16 protein-coding genes are annotated in these 16,912 nt (G+C 49.3%); 3 read left to right on the plus strand and 13 right to left on the minus strand.

The genetic code is table 11. From position 1 onward, the window contains the following. Positions 1 to 90: 90 nt before the first annotated feature. The 5 genes from L9W92_RS00400 to L9W92_RS00420 all read right to left on the minus strand — a co-directional run bounded on the left by L9W92_RS00400 (position 91) and on the right by L9W92_RS00420 (position 4,657). Entirely contained in the window at positions 91 to 855 is a 765-nt protein-coding gene (locus L9W92_RS00400) for an enoyl-CoA hydratase/isomerase family protein (RefSeq protein ID WP_240081790.1), read from the minus strand. Positions 856 to 957: 102 nt separating this feature from the next. After that, the gene (oah, locus tag L9W92_RS00405; protein ID WP_312038050.1) at positions 958 to 2,100 is read right to left on the minus strand and encodes a 6-oxocyclohex-1-ene-1-carbonyl-CoA hydratase; all 1,143 of its coding nucleotides are present in this window, start codon (positions 2,098 to 2,100) and stop codon (positions 958 to 960) included. Positions 2,101 to 2,265: 165 nt separating this feature from the next. After that, the gene (locus L9W92_RS00410) at positions 2,266 to 2,676 is read right to left on the minus strand and encodes a Zn-ribbon domain-containing OB-fold protein (RefSeq protein WP_240081792.1); all 411 of its coding nucleotides are present in this window, start codon (positions 2,674 to 2,676) and stop codon (positions 2,266 to 2,268) included. Between the two features lie 5 nt (positions 2,677 to 2,681). Then, positions 2,682 to 3,836: a thiolase C-terminal domain-containing protein gene (locus L9W92_RS00415; protein ID WP_240081793.1), complete on the minus strand. Its 1,155-nt coding sequence runs from the start codon at positions 3,834 to 3,836 to the stop codon at positions 2,682 to 2,684. Between the two features lie 59 nt (positions 3,837 to 3,895). Then, on the minus strand, positions 3,896 to 4,657 hold the full coding sequence (locus L9W92_RS00420; RefSeq protein WP_240081794.1) for an SDR family NAD(P)-dependent oxidoreductase: 762 nt from the start codon (positions 4,655 to 4,657) through the stop codon (positions 3,896 to 3,898). A gap of 403 nt (positions 4,658 to 5,060) precedes the next feature. Here L9W92_RS00420 and L9W92_RS00425 point away from each other — a divergent pair, with 403 nt between their 5' ends. Continuing rightward, positions 5,061 to 6,743, plus strand: coding sequence for a GAF domain-containing sensor histidine kinase (locus L9W92_RS00425; RefSeq protein ID WP_240081795.1), 1,683 nt, complete (start codon positions 5,061 to 5,063; stop codon positions 6,741 to 6,743). A 12-nt stretch (positions 6,744 to 6,755) separates the two neighbouring features. Beyond that, entirely contained in the window at positions 6,756 to 7,430 is a 675-nt protein-coding gene (locus tag L9W92_RS00430) for a response regulator (protein WP_240081796.1), read from the plus strand. Here L9W92_RS00430 and L9W92_RS00435 read toward each other — a convergent pair. The 3 genes from L9W92_RS00435 to iorA all read right to left on the minus strand — a co-directional run bounded on the left by L9W92_RS00435 (position 7,427) and on the right by iorA (position 10,517). Next, positions 7,427 to 7,981 (minus strand): gamma carbonic anhydrase family protein, encoded by a 555-nt coding sequence (locus tag L9W92_RS00435; RefSeq protein ID WP_240081797.1) that lies wholly within the window; start codon positions 7,979 to 7,981, stop codon positions 7,427 to 7,429. The two genes, L9W92_RS00430 and L9W92_RS00435, sit on opposite strands and share 4 nt — an antisense overlap. Before the next feature lie 186 nt (positions 7,982 to 8,167). Further along, on the minus strand, positions 8,168 to 8,758 hold the full coding sequence (locus tag L9W92_RS00440; RefSeq protein WP_240081798.1) for an indolepyruvate oxidoreductase subunit beta: 591 nt from the start codon (positions 8,756 to 8,758) through the stop codon (positions 8,168 to 8,170). A 13-nt stretch (positions 8,759 to 8,771) separates the two neighbouring features. Then, positions 8,772 to 10,517, minus strand: coding sequence for an indolepyruvate ferredoxin oxidoreductase subunit alpha (iorA, locus tag L9W92_RS00445; RefSeq protein ID WP_240081799.1), 1,746 nt, complete (start codon positions 10,515 to 10,517; stop codon positions 8,772 to 8,774). A gap of 427 nt (positions 10,518 to 10,944) precedes the next feature. Between iorA and L9W92_RS18730 the strand changes: the two genes are divergently transcribed. Further along, positions 10,945 to 11,067, plus strand: a complete 123-nt coding sequence (locus L9W92_RS18730) for a hypothetical protein (protein WP_282442257.1) — start codon at positions 10,945 to 10,947, stop codon at positions 11,065 to 11,067. 158 nt (positions 11,068 to 11,225) lie between these two features. Here the strand turns inward: L9W92_RS18730 and L9W92_RS00450 are convergent, their stop codons facing one another. The 5 genes from L9W92_RS00450 to L9W92_RS00470 form a co-directional block, all read right to left on the minus strand. Continuing rightward, entirely contained in the window at positions 11,226 to 12,434 is a 1,209-nt protein-coding gene (locus L9W92_RS00450) for a 2-hydroxyacyl-CoA dehydratase subunit D (protein ID WP_240081800.1), read from the minus strand. Then, positions 12,435 to 13,601 (minus strand): 2-hydroxyacyl-CoA dehydratase subunit D, encoded by a 1,167-nt coding sequence (locus tag L9W92_RS00455; RefSeq protein ID WP_240081801.1) that lies wholly within the window; start codon positions 13,599 to 13,601, stop codon positions 12,435 to 12,437. 183 nt (positions 13,602 to 13,784) lie between these two features. Next, positions 13,785 to 14,363: a UbiX family flavin prenyltransferase gene (locus tag L9W92_RS00460; protein ID WP_240081802.1), complete on the minus strand. Its 579-nt coding sequence runs from the start codon at positions 14,361 to 14,363 to the stop codon at positions 13,785 to 13,787. Positions 14,364 to 14,496: 133 nt separating this feature from the next. Beyond that, on the minus strand, positions 14,497 to 15,759 hold the full coding sequence (locus tag L9W92_RS00465) for an NAD(P)-dependent malic enzyme (RefSeq protein ID WP_446676299.1): 1,263 nt from the start codon (positions 15,757 to 15,759) through the stop codon (positions 14,497 to 14,499). A gap of 279 nt (positions 15,760 to 16,038) precedes the next feature. Next, the gene (locus L9W92_RS00470; RefSeq protein WP_248285774.1) at positions 16,039 to 16,878 is read right to left on the minus strand and encodes an amidohydrolase family protein; all 840 of its coding nucleotides are present in this window, start codon (positions 16,876 to 16,878) and stop codon (positions 16,039 to 16,041) included. Between the last annotated feature and the right edge of the window lie 34 nt (positions 16,879 to 16,912).

Here is a 16,912-nt window from a genome sequence, read left to right on the forward strand (position 1 = left end):
TATCGTTTTACCTCCTTTTAATTTAAATAAATGACTAACCAAAAAATAAATAATTTAAAATCAAATCAACCCCGCGTTCTCAACGGTTCTTTATTTCCCCGTCCAGACCGGCTTGCGTTTTTCCATAAAAGCAGTCAAGCCTTCCTTGGCATCATGCGAAGGCATCAATTCTTGCAAGTATATTCTGTCAATTTCTTTCAAGCCTTCAGCAAAACCTTTGTTCAGGCCGGCACGCGCCGCTTTTTTGGTTTTTGCCAGCACAAACCCGCTGTTGGCAAGAAATTTCTTGATATACTCCTGTACCCCTGCGGCGAAGTTTTCCGCCGGCAGCACCGCGTTAACCAGCCCGATATGCTCAGCTCTCGCCGCTCCGATCACTTCACCGCTTAGCAGCAGTTCCAACGCCCTGGGCCAGGACAAAATATGCGGCATTACGTAACAGGCGATCGGCGGGAACACTCCCACCGCTATTTCCGGCTGGCCGAGCTTCGCTTTTTCCGAAGCGATAACCACGTCGCTGAAAATGACCAGTTCGCAGCCGCCGCCGAGGGCCGCCCCGTTCACTGCGCAGACAATCGGCTTTTCCATCTCGTACATGGTCAGCAGCAACCGGTCGAAAACATCGATCATCGCGTCAACCTTGTCCGGTGTATGGTCGCCTACATCCACTCCCGCTGAAAACGCCTTGCCGGCCGCGTCCAGAAGAATTATTTGCCCTTCTTCCTGCTGCGCCCATTTGAAGGCGAGGATTAACTCTTCCATCATGGCGATATTCAGGACATTCAGCGGAGCCTTGTCAAGGGTGATATTTACAATACCGCCCTCGTTTTTTACCTTCACAAATTCGTAGCTCAAGAGTAAACCTCCTTCCCGTTACAAGCGAAGGGGCGTTAGCCACCCCTTCGCTTCAGTTATAATAAATTTCCTCAGATCTTGGTTTAAGATATTAACTTACTATTAAACACGCTTCGGCAATACGGCATCAAGCAGCTCTTGGGTATACGGTTTGGCTTCGGCGCAAATACGACGATATTCGAGGAAGTCGCAGACATCTACGCCGCCGGTGAGCTTCTTGTTACTGAAGGCATTGAAGCCGAGGTAAGCTTCAGCGTTCATGTTGGCAGCCAGCCAGTGTCTGTTAGGCAGCTTGGACATATCCCAGAAGAATTTTTTCTTCTGGCGAATGCCGTCGATGGAGAACATCAGGCACTGCGGCATAAGGTTGGCAAAGGTCCAGCAAAGTTTGTTAACTTCTGCGTCAAGCAAGGTGAAATCAGTTTCACATTCTTTAATAATGGCTTTAGCTTCCTTAGCAGCGTCACCAGTCTTCATCTCGCCGTATACAATAGCGCCGTCTTCAACGACCTTGTCGGTAATGACCTGCGGGTTTCTGATAAACTTGCCGTCTTTCTTGAGAACGGGTATAGCCTTGGAGATCATGCCGTTATATTGCATCTTGTAGGAGCTCCACATTTCGCAGGAAATGCAGTTCCACATGCCTTTTTCAGCGCCCAGGTACCACATGATGTAGTCAGTGGAACCGCCGGCCGGAGCTGAGCCGTGACGGGGACCAGCCTGTCCGTAAATGGCCAGGTCGGAAGAAATAGTAATGTCGGTGGCCATACCGATTTCCTGGCCGCCTGCTACGCGCATTCCGTTCGCCCGGCAGATAACCGGCTTTTTGCACATATAAATCGCATCAACCATGCCGTTGAACAGGTCCATATAGAGGGCGTACTCATGGGGCTTCATGCTGTAATAGTGAGCGTATTCCACGGTGTTGCCGCCGGTGCAGAACGCCTTGTCACCGACAGCAGTGAAGATAACCGCTACTACGTCACGGTCCATCGAAGCACGGTGGAAACCGGCGATGACGCCCTTCACCATATCAGTGGTATAAGAGTTGAACTGCTTCGGGTTGTTAAGAGTCAGCCAAACGTTATACAGGCCCTTAACCTCGTTGCCCTTCGGGTCTAAGAGGGGTCTCTTGTCATATACTACACACGGGGCCTGATCCATTGTCCCAAAATGCTCTTCGCCGAAAAGATCGTGGTTCTTAATACCTTCCTCACGGGGCCACTTATAAATATCCATATTCATCCTCCTGTTTTTAATAAATATAGAGCAAGTTATCACAATATAAACTCACAACTAAAACCGCTCATCAAAGGTGGCAGTAACTTGTTTTAAAAACCACCCCCTTAACATGTGAGGATATTCTCCTACCAGCCTAGGCCAATTGAAATACCATCGCCCAGTTATCCCCTAAGCCGGTAGAAACTCGTAGGTAACTTGTCCGTCAGGCAACTTGACAACTTCCACTTTCACAGCCATACCTACTGATAACGATTCAACAGGCACGCTCTTGTTCATACGTCCTAAAACTTTAATGTCACCGAACTCCGCCACAACAATAGTATAGGGGGCTTCGGCCTCGAAGCCGGTGGGCGCGTACATCGTATGCGTAAAGGTCACTATTGTGCCGTTACCCTTAATCGCTACCCACTCCATGTCATTACCCAGGCAATTAGCGCAGTCAGCCCGCGGGGGGAAATAAGCCTGGGAACAGGTCCGGCACTTTGTGTATGCCACTTCGCCCTTGTCCAGGTAGTCAACAAATTCCGCTACCTTGGCTTGAGACGTGAAACTTTTACTTCCGAACCGCTCAAATCCCATTATCCTTACCTCCCGAAAATAATAACGTTTCCATAAATACCAACGCCGCCGATATTATGAACCAAACCTATTTCCGCGCCAGGCACCTGAATCGCGCCTGCTTTGTTGCGCAGCTGAAGCACTATGGTGCGCACCTGCGAACCGCCGGTCGCGCCGATCGGGTGACCTTTCGACAACAAGCCGCCGTCCACGTTAACAGGTATTTTACCATCTTTGTAGGTTTCACGATTGCGGATTAGTTCCGGCCCCTTGCCGGGTTCGGCGAAGCCCAGCATTTCATAAGCCATCATCTCAGCGATGGTAAAGCAGTCATGGACTTCAGCCACATCAATATCCTGCGGGCCTACGCCGGCCATTTCATAAGCTTCGTCAGCAGCCAGCTTGGCGCAATCAAGACCGGCAAAAGTAGTCCGGCCGGTGACGTTCATCGGCGCGGTCGCCGCTCCCAGCCCTAAAATATATACCGGCTCTTTGCAAATCTCTTTTGCCTTATCCGCGCTGGCCATAATCACACACGACGCGCCGTCCGCGTTGGCACAGCAGTCAAAAACTTTCAGCGGACTGCAAACCGGGCCGGCTTCCATCGCCTGCTCCAGAGTCACTGCTTTACGGTAGACCGCTTTCTCATTAAGCACACCGTAACTTGCCGCTTTAACCCTGATTAGCGCCAGATCCTCTTCCGTGGTGCCATACTTGGCGAAGTGTCCCCTGGCATGCATGGCGTAATAAGCGGGCATCAAGGTGCCGAACGGTGATTCAAACATAATGTCCGCGCCGCGGCCCATCCGCTCCTGAGAGTCGGCGGAACTGATCTCGGACATTTTCTGGAATCCCAGAACAACCACTACATCGTGCAGTCCGGACTTAATTAAGCCATAAGCTACTCTTATGCCGGATGTGCTTGAAGAGCAAACATTCTCCACGATAAAAGTAGGCTGCGGGTTAAGTCCGAGATACTCGGCAATCAACCCTGACGGAGTGCGCTGCTTGTCATACTCAGGCGCGGAGCAAACTACCGACGCTCCAACGTCCTTAACACTGATTGCTGCATCCTGCATGGCCTCTCTAAAGGCTTCAAAGGCCAGTTCTCTAATTGAGCCCTGATAGCCGCGCACAAAAGCGCTTTGGCCGACACCGATTACAGCCACGTCCTTTGGCATATTTTACCCTCCCGATAAAAAGTTCCTAACCGTTATTGATAAACAATAAGTTAGCTATATTATGAAGGCATGACCATACCGCCGTCAATACAAATTGTTTGCCCGGTGATATAGCGTGCGCCGTCCGAAGCCAGAAAAACAATACATGGCACAATTTCATCAGGCTTGCAAAAACGTTTCATCGGAATGCGCGCTAGATAGGTCGGAGCTATTTTGGGGTCCGTCATAATCTTTCTGGTCATGTCTGTTTCAGCCATCGGAGCAATATTATTAACAGTAATTTGATAAGGCGCGAGTTCCTTGGCGCATGACTTCGTCAAAGCCAAAACTCCACCCTTCGCTGCCGTATAGTTAACTTGTCCGATTGTGCCCAGCAGACCGGCTGATGATGTGACATTAATAATCGCCCCGCTCTTTTGTTCCATCATTGGCTTGGCCACGGCGGCGATGCAGTTAAATGTTCCCTTGAGGTTGACATCCACTACCATGTCCCACTGATCATCAGTTATATTCCAGAGCATTCCAGGTTTGCTGACTCCCGCGTTATTGAACAGGATGTTAACCTTGCCCAACTTTTCCAGGGTGCTAGCGACCATCGCATCCACTTGCTCGCGGTTCGCTACGTCAACTTGCATGACTTCCACTTTGACGCCTTCCGCCCTACAGCTCTTAACAACCTCATCTTCTTCACTAATACGGCGGCTTATTAGCATCAAGTCTGCTCCCGCTTGTGCCAAACCTACTGAAATTGCTTCACCGATACCCATTCTCGCCCCGGTAACAATTGCTACCTTTCCTTTAAGTACACCTTTAAAAATCAAAGCTAAACGGCCCCCCTTTTCATAATTTTTAAAAAATGCAAAAATATAACTTGACCTGCTTCCTTTTTATATTTTATCAGGCCCTATGTAACACTAATTGAATTATAAACTTATTATACGCTAATTGCAACTTTGTACTAATATTCACTAAGTATATTAAATATATTTTTTTTCACTTAAAGGCGCAAAAATATCTTTAAATCCAAACAGCAGTTGACTCTTTACGCCTTTAAATTTAAAATATCAAAAGAATCTCAAGCGGTTATGAATTATCTATTCTGTCCATAAAACATACAGTGTATGATAATTGGACAAATTATTTTGAAGGGATTTTTAATAGAACGTCAAATTATTTATAATGAAATATGGCGGAACAGGCTTAATTTTTGGAATCTGCCGCACGGTGGTGATTAGATTAAGCATGGCCGAAAGCAATGTGGAACATCCCGAATTGCTCATGGTATGCAAAATTAATTCCAGCTTCAACAACATTAAAAAAACATGTCCCGCCATAAAGGAAGCTTTAAGCTTTTCTGTCGATTCGTTTGAATTTACGCACGCAGGACTAATTTTGTACATCAACAACAAACAAACCGCTTGCCTGCAAGTTTCCAGAAAAGGTTTGTGTGAGAAACAGCCGGCGACAGGTAATTTTTACAAAAAGTATATGGAACAATTCGGCGCGAGCCACAATCCGGCGGAAAGAATGGCTTCTTTACAGCCTTCTTCTTTCACCACAATCCCTGTCATTCTGCGGGCCTGCGACCCCGCCAGCAAAATGGAAATCGGCGTTTTCAGCGCCTCACCCGCAACAGCGCAAAATTATCTAAACAAAGCTACCTCGCTTGGCATTCATATCATCAATATCATTCAAGATTCTGTTTTCGGCAGGCAAAAAGACCGAAATTTAAGGAAATTGTCCATCTTGCTGGAAACAGTAGGCACCATCAGTTCATCGTTGAATTTAAACCAAATTCTGCATATAGTGTCTCAAATTACTGCCGATCTTTTTCACGCCCGCTGTGCCATTTTCTTATTTAACGAAACCGATCAGACGATTATACCGGCTGTCGGCGTGGGTAGCTTCGATAAAAAACTCAAAAAGAAATTCAGGGCGCAAAAAGGTCTTGCCCCATACCCGGCCTTTATCAAAGCGATGCGTGATCAACAGCCGGTGATGTTGACCCCGGACAATATTGAAAAAGGTTTTCCACCGGAAATTATCAAAAATTTTTCTTACGCGAGAGTGCTCCTGATTCCGCTCATTTCAAAGAACAATATGCTCGGGATTATGCAAGTGGACCGGCCGGCCCAGGATAAGCAGTTCGACCATGAGGAGGTGGCCATATTTTCCGCAATCGCCAAAGAAACTTCGATTGCCATGGAAAATACCAGGCTCGTGGATACCCTGGCCAAAAAAGAAAAGCTGCTGCAGCAGCTTTTGGAAAAATTGATTTGCGCGCAGGAAGACGAGCGTAAAAGAGTCGCGTCGGAGATCCACGACGGGGCCATCCAGGCCTTGCTGGGAATCTGGTACCGGGTCCAGTTGCTCGCCATATCCACCAGCGCCGACGATAACAATAAAAACGAACTATTCAAAATACAAGACTTGCTTGGACAGCAAATTCAGGAAATACGCAGGATAGTTTACAATCTAAGGCCGGTGATGCTCGACACCTACGGGCTCGGCCCCGCGCTCCGGGCGCTTATCCGCACGTTGCAGGAAGAGAGCCAGATAGATTTTGAACTGGTCATGAAAAACCAAAAACAATCGCTGCCGGCTAATTTTGAGTTAACGCTGTACCGCATCGTGCAGGAACTCCTGGCAAACGTAATCAAACATTCTCAGGCCACCAGGGTCCATGTTACCCTGGCTAACGATGAGAATAACACTGTGCTTGTGGTTAAGGACAACGGCATCGGTTTCAACTTAACTCCTCCCAGCCGGGATGACTTGTACGGCCACCTGGGTCTGGCCAATATCCAGGAGCGGCTCACCTTGTTAGGGGGAACCTTTAAAATAGACTCCCAGCTCGGTTGGGGTACGACTGTTACAGTCTACGTACCTACTCCGCTTGCCAACTAAGGGGGTTTTACATTGTCCAATATCAAGCTGCTGATTGTTGATGATCACCCCATGATCCGCGAAGGTCTGGTCGCAATGCTGGGGCCAAGACAGGATATTGATATTATCGGCTGCTGTTCGAACGCTGAAGAAGCGTTGGAATTCGTTACACGCCATGTTCCCGATGTTATTCTTATGGACATAAAAATGCAAAAAATGAATGGCATTGAAGCCACTCGTGAAATTACCTCCCTTGTACCCGGAATAAAAATAATTATGCTTACCATATTTGAAGACGCGGAGTCGGTCAGGCTTTCCCTGCAAGCCGGGGCTACCGGATATATGCTGAAGCAGGCGTCGCAAGAAAAGCTCGTGGAAAGTATTCACCAGGCCTTCCGCGGCGAAATGGTCATTGACCCGTCCTTGATTGATCAACTGGTTAACGACTACGCCCGGATCGCCCAAAGTTCTTTCAACCATTCCAGTTTACCAGCAAGAGATGATAACAAGAATCTTACTCCCAGGGAAGGTGAAATTCTTAAATACCTAAGCCAGGGTTTGTCAAACAAGGAAATATCGGCAAAAACCCACTTGGCTGTGGACACGGTAAAAACCCACCTCCGCAGCATCTACCGCAAGATGGGTGTAAAAAGCCGTTCCCAGGCAATTTCGGAAAATATCAAGCAAAGAAAAAAATTTAATACTTAGGAGTCCCGAGCCGCCCGGCAATCCTCAGGCGATACCTGCTTTAAAGACTGGTGACAGCGGGGCGGCAACGCCAGGTAATAGCCAGTTGCTTCTTCAAGCGATTTCCGCATTTCATCTTTAATGTCCGCCACGGCTTTAGCCGGCGCGCCAACCACCAGCTTGCCGGGCGGTATATTCGTCTTCGCGGTGATCACGGCGCCGGCCCCGATACAACATCCATCCCCGATAGTGGCAAAATCCATAATTACCGCACCCATGCCGACCAGCACATGCTCTCCCAGCCTGGGAGTGTGCAGAATAGCGCTATGACCGATATGGCTTCGGGGACCAAGTATGGCGGTTTCCCCGGGAAGCACATGGATAACGCAATTTTCCTGCACATTAGAGCCGGGACCTATTACGACAGACCCCCAGTCCCCCCGGATTCTTGCCCCCGGACCGATATAGCAGCCTTCTCCAATCGTAACGTCGCCAATGATCGTGGCCTCCGGGTGCACATAGCTACTCTCGTCAACAACAGGCTTTTTTCCCTCAAACTCATAAAACGCCATTTTTTTATACCCTCCCTTGATCCATCACTAATCCCCGGACTCACTCGCTCCTTGAATTAGGCCTTAAAATCGCCGTTTATGTATGCCCAAAGGTCGCTTACCCAGGTGAAAGCACCTGCCCGCGGGCTCGCGTACCAGCCGCCGGGCAAGCGCCGTCAACTCAGGTGAGATAACTTAAATAGCCGCCTATTTTTGCATTAATTCCCTGCCTGCTTGAAAAGCTTTGATATTCAGTTCTTTAAATTTAGCCGGAACAAGTTCGGCTATCGTTTTTTCCCACACCTCAACAGGCTCGTCTAAATATATGGAAAGGGCGCCAAGCAAAACCACCCCGCCGAGAGCGGCGTTTCCCAATTCCAGCGCCTTTGCCGCTCCGTCTACCCAGACAACCTTCGCTCCGGTGCCGGCAAGAATACTTTCAATCTCCTTTTCCTCCGGGTATTGGGCCTGTCCGAGGTTGACACTCGGCGGCAAGATCTGGTGGCGGTTGATTATGGCGACCGTATTTGCCGCTGTATAATGGGGCCATCTGGCGGCTTCAAGCATTTCGAACGCCAGCAGGAAATCAGTTTTCCCTTCCTCAATTAGCGGTGAATAAACTTTCTCTCCCCAGCGGACATGACTTTCCACCGCTCCGCCCCGCTGCGACATTCCGTGCACTTCGGATTTTTTAACATCATAACCGCAACGCAGGCCAATTTCGCAGAGTATATCACTGGCCAGGATAGTCCCCTGGCCGCCGACCCCGGCAAACAGGAAGTCGTATTTATTTTTCATGCTGCATACCTCCTCAATTAGGAACCTTAATGGCGCCCTGGTTGCACACACTGGCACAGAAACCGCAGCCGATGCAGAGAGCGGGGTCAATCCTTACCCCGCCGTCCACCTTGGTCATCGGTGAACACGCGATACGGAGGCAGTTGCCGCACTCGTTGCAGGCATCCAGGTCTACTGCCGGAGCCGGTTTCTTTTCCTTGATATTGAGCACACAGGGATATTGTGAAACAATCAGCGAAGGTTCGTCCGAACTCGTATGCTCCCGGATAGTATCCATAACAAGTTTGAAATCATAAGGATTGATCACGTCCACCTTTTTAAATCCAACTGCGCGCGCCAGGGCATCGATACTGACATTGGGCACCTCTTTGCCCATCATCGTCCAGCCGGTGCCGGGGTGCGGCTGGTGACCGGTCATGGCCGTGATCCGGTTGTCAACGACAATGACCGTGCTGTTGCCGCCATTGCTGATCAAATTAATCAGCGGCGCGATACCGCTGTGAAAAAAGGTTGAGTCACCGATAACCGCCGCGGTGCGGTCTTTTACTCCAGCCCGGTCAACGCCATGCACGTTGCCGATGCTGGCGCCCATACAGATGCAGGAATGCATGGAGCCAAGCGGAGGCGCGGCGCCCAGGGTGTAGCACCCGATATCGCCCATTACCGCCACGCGGAGGCGCTGCAAAGCGTAAAATACCGGCCGGTGGGCGCAACCGGGGCAAAGCATCGGCGGCCTTACCGGCAATTGCGAAGTCTGAAATATCGGGGTATCGGCTTCCTTGGGCACAAGCCCCGTGGCTGCCGCGTGCTTTCTAATTCTTCCCTGGCTGAATTCGGCTATGCCGGGAAACACTTCTCTTCCCTTGACCGGAATGCCAAGCAGCCGCACATGCTCTTCGATGAAAGGGTCCAGTTCCTCCACCACGACAACTTGCTTCACCCGCCCCGCGAGATCGCGGATCAACCGCTCGGGCAAGGGGTATACCATCCCCAGTTTTAAAAAGGTCGCTTCCGGAAAAACTTCTTTGGCATACTGGTAGTTCACTCCCGCGGCAATAACACCGATATCGCCGCTGCCCGGCTCAATATAATTGATAGGCGTTGTTTCGGCGTACTCCGCCAGTTTTTTCAGCCTTTCCTCCACTACCAGGCGGCGTTGGCGGGCGTTCATCGGCACCATTACATACTTGGACGCGTTACGCTCGTAAGCGGCCGGCTCCACTGCGACATCAGCCGGCTCATCTTCCAATTCAACGACACACTTGGAATGCGACAGCCTGGTAGTTGACCGCAAAATAACCGGTGTATCGAACATCTCACTTATATCGACGGCGATTTTAACAAAACGCTTGGCTTCTTCAGAATCCGCCGGCTCGAGCATGACTACCTTGGAAGCTTTGGCGTAGTGCCTGTTGTCTTGCTCATTTTGTGAACTGTGCATGCTTGGATCGTCGGCGTTGACGATAACCAGGGCGCCGTTCGTCCCGGTATAGGACACGGTAAACAGGGAATCCGCCGCCACATTTAATCCAACATGTTTCATGGTTACCAGCGCGCGTTTCCCCGCTAAAGCCGCCCCGATCCCCACGTCCATCGCTACTTTCTCATTTGGCGACCATTCCGCGTACGCGCCGGGATAACGCGAATAATTTTCTAAAACCTCGGTACTAGGCGTACCGGGATAACCGGCGCCTACTTTTATCCCAGCCAGGTAGGTGCCATAGGCAAAAGCTTCATTTCCGGACATTATTTTTTTCATCAGACAACCACCTCTACCAAGTATTGATACCACGTTACTATTCAGGCATTCGCAATTCAGCAGTCAGACCCCCATGAAGCTTCGCTTCACCATCAGATGGCTGAAAATGGCAATGATTTATTTAAATCGTATTCTCTCATACCTGCTCTGACTCCTGAGTAATTACTATACACATTTATTCTTAAATAAAGCCATACACCTCATCTTGAGAAGGTGCGAACAACCATGATCAAAAATCAGCTAAAAAACCTGCCGGCTTGCCAAGTGATAGGGGTTTGACCATACGCAACAATGAAAGACCTATCTCCGTTGTTCGCTTTGGCCACCTCCTTCCTGCTTTTGATAATCATACCACCCCGCCCCCGTCCTGCGGCCAGGCCGGCCGGCACGGACCAATTCTACAAATGCCGGGGGAGGATTTCATTTCATGGAAAAAATTGGCGGCATAGCCGCCTATGCGCCTTTATTTTGTCCATCTCTATACTTCTGCCTGGAAAGGCATAATCCTGCCGGGCACATCCTGAACCAAAACCAAATTTATATCACTTAATACAATTTCATATCCATCCTGCGCCGTAACCCGGCAATCCCCACCCCTCTCTCTTGAATCAGCATCATGTGCTAAAAAAGGACAAAAAAAGAAAAAACCCCTATTCCGGGAATCAGAGTAATTACCGAGCCGTTGCAATTATATCCTCTCAACCGCGCTCAATTCGAATTATGCTCAAGCCGGTCAAAAAACTCAGCAAAAAGTTTCTTGATGTATTCCTCATCAAAATAACGCTCATCCGACATATCCGCTTCAAAAATAACCCCGGGCAACCCGGTGCGGTCACTGATAATCTGGTACTTGTCATATAGACCCAGCGCTTTCGGCTTGCAGCTGCGGTTAGAAAACAAGATAAATCCATCGACCTTGAACTCTTTCATTAAAATGATTTTTTGCTGGAGCCGGTACTCATAACCCCTGTTGATAAACACTTCCGTATAATTTTTCACAAGACTTTCCAGTGGCCTGTTCAGATCAAACCGCCATGCCCATGAGTGGGTATATTGAGAAGCAACCGCCAGCGCTTTTCTTTCCATCAGCAGATTTGAGAACCAGCGCAATCTCGGCCACACCGGGATATGGTCAAAGTAAAGCTTATACCGCTCGTCAGAGATAACGTAAACATTGTTATCCAGCCTTTCTTCCAACTCTTTTTTCAGTTCCTTGTAGTAATCAACAGCCCATTTCGTACCCCTCCAGGCAACGATGGGCGCCAGGTGGTAACAAGCGTCAAAATAGCCGAAAGGAGCGGGCTTTAACGCCGCCATATTAAGAATTTCATTCCACAAGCGGCAGGCTTCGTTAGATAAGGATATAACTTCAGCCAAACGGCTGAAGTTAAACGTATTCCCCGTATAAAGCTCAAGAAAATCCAGTAATTCATGCAATTGTTCAACAATGTACCGCTTGATCAAAGTAGTCGGCGTATTCTCAATAAGAGGCGTGTCAATCAGAAAAAACGGCACCTGATAATACCTGCCTGCCGCTTCGAACCACTTCTGCAAACTGCCGCATTGGGCGTTGGAGCAAAAAACCACGTCCGGCTTCAAGACCTCACCAGCCGGACGTTCAACAGAAAAAGCGTTTCCAATCCCGCACCGGGCGTAAGCGCAGAGGTCGGGGAAATAGCCCTTTTCCTCCGCGGCCGCGGATATACGATCGGCGACTTTTTTAGCCGCGATGCGGGCGCCGAAATTTTCCGGGTAATACGGAAATAAGCCGGCGGCATAAATTATTTCCACCGGAAAAGTAGCTGTTACCCAGGCCACAGGGATGCCTTTTTCCTTGGCGGCGACACCCCGCTCATGATACTCGGCCATCATTTGCTTAAATAAGCTGGTTGTCTTGAAAGAAGGACTTACGACCACTTATACCACTCCACCTATACTATCAATAAACGCCTTAATCTGCTCAAAATAATTCTCCCCAGGCAAGCTGTCAATTTCAGTTTCAATACGACAATTCGGAATGCCGTAGGCAGATAAATCGTCGCGGAGCATCGGGTAATCAAAATTTTCAGGTTCGCAATACTTCAAGTGCACAAAAAGCACTCCATGAGCATGTGTTTCCTCAACCATTTTTATTATGCTCTTTGCCCTATCCCCACTCTTACCGGCGAAAGCGGCGATAGGAAGGCGGTTAAACTGGCGTTCCGCCAATGCTCTTAGCGGTTCTCCGGTTTCAGGCACATCGTTTGCAATATAACGGTAACCCGTGCAAAAATCGTCGCCTGCCGAAACAATATCTAAACCATCAAAGATATCCATGATTACGGGAGGTTCCCAGACCTTGCCCGACAGCAGCAAACGCACATGGCATTTTTTACCGGCGGACTTGTTGTCATCAACTTTCTTTTCGAGTTCCTGCCACAGCTCCGCAATCATATTCGTGTGCAGTTCCTTTGGCATCAACATTGATGATTTAATAATGTTGTACATATTCCTGTTGCTTAAAAGTTCAGGATGCTCAGTGTGCAGGGAAAACAGTTTACGCATTACCGACCGGTTATGGTTGTATAGTCTGATACTGGCGCAGAGCTCACTCGCGGTAATCGTGCGATCCATAAATTGCTCAAGACGCGCCTTTAAGCGGCCCATTTCTCCAATTAAATAATCTTTCGCGCTTGGCCGGTCAACCTGTTTAGGCAATAAAAAGTTATCCATAAACGCATAAGGCTTTACCTGTTTCCAAATACCTGTCACCATTCGCGTGGTATCACAAATAACCGGGATGATCAGGCCGTTCAATAAATCAAATGAGCCTTCCAAGGCCATACCCAGGGCACATCGCATCAGGGAACAAGACCAGACTTGCATATGTGGCGTGGAAAGTGAAACGGCTTGCCTCTCTAAAGCAACGATGCCAATAGGGAGAGCGCCGGCGGCGTGAATCAGTTCTTCCGGAACATCTGTGGGAACCCAGCCGATAATTCTAAACGAGCCGGTTTTTTTTAATCGTTTTATCTGAAGTACGGGGTCGGCGACTATTTTGTTAAAATGTTCATAAATTTTTTTCGCATGCTTGCGGGCGGGCATATCACCCCTCCTATTCCAGGACAAAGAGAAATCATGTGAGCGATTTCCCAAACCTGGCTAAAAAAAGAACAACTTACAAAATATATTTAGTTGCAAGGATACCATCTAATTAATCAGGTAAATTACTTCTTAATAATATTCTACTATACTTCAAGCAATAACACAAATGAGCCATGGCTTTAGTTAAAAAGTGCTAATTCCGCACCAGCGCCGCGACAGGTTATGAGGCAAATCAAGCTGGTCCATTACCCGCCCGATCAGGTGATTGACCAGATCATCAATGGTGGCCGGATGGTTGTAAAATGCCGGCATGGGCGGAATCAGGCACGCCCCGGCCTTAGTTACCGTCAGCATATTTTCAATATGAATCGTGCTTAAGGGGGTCTCCCGCGGAACCAGAATTAACTTTTTCCGTTCCTTCAGCATTACGTCGGCAGCCCGGATTATGAGATTTTCAGCCAGGCCATGGGCTATCGCCGCCAACGTTTTCATGCTGCAAGGAATAACGATCATACCGCCGACCGGAAACGATCCACTGGCTACCGGCGCTTTCATGTCCAGCAGATCGTAGCTGCGGCAAGCCATTTGGCGAACTGCCTCAACCGAACGGTTCGTCTCCAACGCGATGGTTTTCTCCGCCCAGTTGCTCAAGATAAGGTGAGTTTCCACATCCGGACATTCTTTAAGAGCCTCCAGCAGTCTAATACCATATATCGCACCAGTGGCGCCGGTGATCGCGACGATTATTTTCCGCGCCGCCATGCATAACACCCCCATTATTATCCATACCGGGGAGGCAAGGGGGACGGTTCTCTTTGTCTCACCAAAGAAAGGGTGAGACAAAGAGAACCGTCCCCCTTGCCTCCTGCTGTCCCCTCTTGCCTTTCCTTGTTAATCAGACGTTGTTCTGCAGTTTCAACAGCATCCTGGTTCTTTCAGCCACATCCACAGGGTCCATATCCACCCTGGATACTCCGCTGTTATGCGCCGCCCTTGCCACCGCCTCTGCCACTGCCGGCGCAACCCGCGAGTCAAACGGTTTGGGAATAATATATTCGCGGCACAGCTCTTCTTCCGCCACCGTGCCGGCAATCGCCCGCGCCGCGGCAACCTTCATCGCTTCATTGATGTCACTGGCGCGCACATCCAGGGCGCCCCTGAATATACCGGGAAAAGCGAGGACATTGTTAACCTGGTTAAAAAAATCCGACCGGCCGGTAGCCACAACGGCAGCGCCCGCAGCCAAAGCCTCTTCCGGATAAATTTCCGGCTCCGGATTAGCCAGCGCAAATATTATGGGACCGGAGCTCATGGTGGAAACCATCGGACTATTCAGCTGCCCGCCTTTCGACAACCCAATAAATACATCAGCGCCCGCCAGCAGATCGGCCAGTGCGCCGGAACTGCCCTGCCGGTTCGCCAGCAAAGCAATTTCTTCCTTGTGCTTATTCATCCCGTCCCGGCGGCCGGGATAAATCGCCCCTTTGCTGTCGCACATTTTTATCACCGGCACACCCAGGCTGTGCAGCAGGCGGGCAACGGCTATCGCCGCAGCGCCGGCGCCATTAATCACCACTGTTATCTGTTCGGGCTTTTTGCCTACCAGCTTGAGCGCGTTAATTAAGCCGGCAGTCACTACCACCGCCGTGCCATGCTGGTCATCGTGAAAAATCGGTATGTCTGTTTCAGCCTTCAGCCTTTGTTCGACTTCAAAGCAAGCCGGAGCGGCGATATCCTCCAGGTTGACGCCGCCGAAGGCAGGCGCGAGCAATTTCACAAACTCGACGATCTGAGCGGCATCGGTTGTACCGACGCAAATGGGAAAAGCGTCAACACCGGCAAACTTTTTAAACAGCACGGCTTTCCCTTCCATTACCGGCAGAGCCGCTTCCGGGCCGAGATTCCCCAGCCCGAGCACGGCGGTACCGTCGGTAACCACCGCTACTAGATTGCCTTTTCCCGTATATTCATAAACCAAATCCCTTTTCTCGTGAATCAACCGGCACGGTTCCGCCACACCCGGCGTATAAGCAAGGGAAAGGTCATACTCGTCTTTTACCGGCACCTTGCTTTCCACAGATATTTTACCCCGGTTTTTCTTATGCAGCCGCACCGCTTCCTCTTTTAACACCGACATCGGTTTAGCTTTTATTATCATCCTTAACCTCCCGGTTTTGCCCAATTAACTATATTCAATCAACATTAATCAATATACCATCACAGACAGTTTATTGTAAACAAAATAGTAGGGGCTGCCCTGAAGACTCCTACCTGTGTCAAAAGGCAACCAGCAAAACGCTAATCCCATAATGATTCAAAAAGAGATCCCGTATCACTATCAAAGTGATACGGGATTGCTATTTATATCCTCAGGCTCACTCGCTCTTTGAATTAGGTCAAAATCACCGCTAATTTATATTTCAAAGGTCATAGTTTATCACCATTCTGTCATCTTTAGCAGCCGGGCGGCGTTCCCGCCCAGGATTTTTTCCTTGGTTTCTTCCTTTAAAGGGAGCGCCCTGACAGCTTCAATGTTGGACTTGATGCTGGCCACGGCGGGCCAGTCCGAACCGAATATCACCTTATCGGCATTGCGCTCCAATTCGGGAAAATACTCCAGCAGTTTCTGTGGGGGCAATCCGGTCACTTCCATATAAAGGTTTTTATGCAGGCGGGAAAGAAAGTAGGCCTTATTGTACCACAAGCCCCGTCCGCAATGGGTCATCAGCAAGGTAAGAGCGGGGAAGTCAATCGCCACATCATCAAAAAACAGCGGGTCACCGTATTTAAGCCTGGCCCCTTGAAAAACTGAAGAACCCGTGTGCAGCATCACCGGTATGCCAAGCTCCTCAGCCTTGGCATAGATTGGGTAAACCAGCGATTCATTCGGGTAAAAATAATTATAGGTAGGGTAAAGCTTTAACCCCCGGAAACCCATTTCTTTGACCAGCCTCTCCACTTCCCCGCCGGCATCGTTTACCATGTAAGGATTAACACAGGCAAACGGAATCAGGCGGTCCCGCCCCCGGCAAAATTCAGACACGTATTCATTAGTGCAAATCCCGGTGGTTATCGGACTCAACTCCGCCAGCACAATTCCGAAATCCACTCCGTTGTCAGTCAGATACGAGGTAAACTCATCAGCGTCACTATATTTTTTTACAAAAGCCGGCCAATCCTCCACGTTATGATTATTTTTTACAAACTCCTCCGCCGACGGGGTGTACTTCTCGTAATAAACCGGATGAATATGAAAATCTATCACAGGCGCAGACAATTTCACGCCCCCTTCGATGATTATTAAGCAGAAA

It is taken from the genome of Pelotomaculum terephthalicicum JT (genome assembly GCF_022410535.1).
Lineage (GTDB): Bacteria > Bacillota > Desulfotomaculia > Desulfotomaculales > Pelotomaculaceae > Pelotomaculum_D > Pelotomaculum_D terephthalicicum.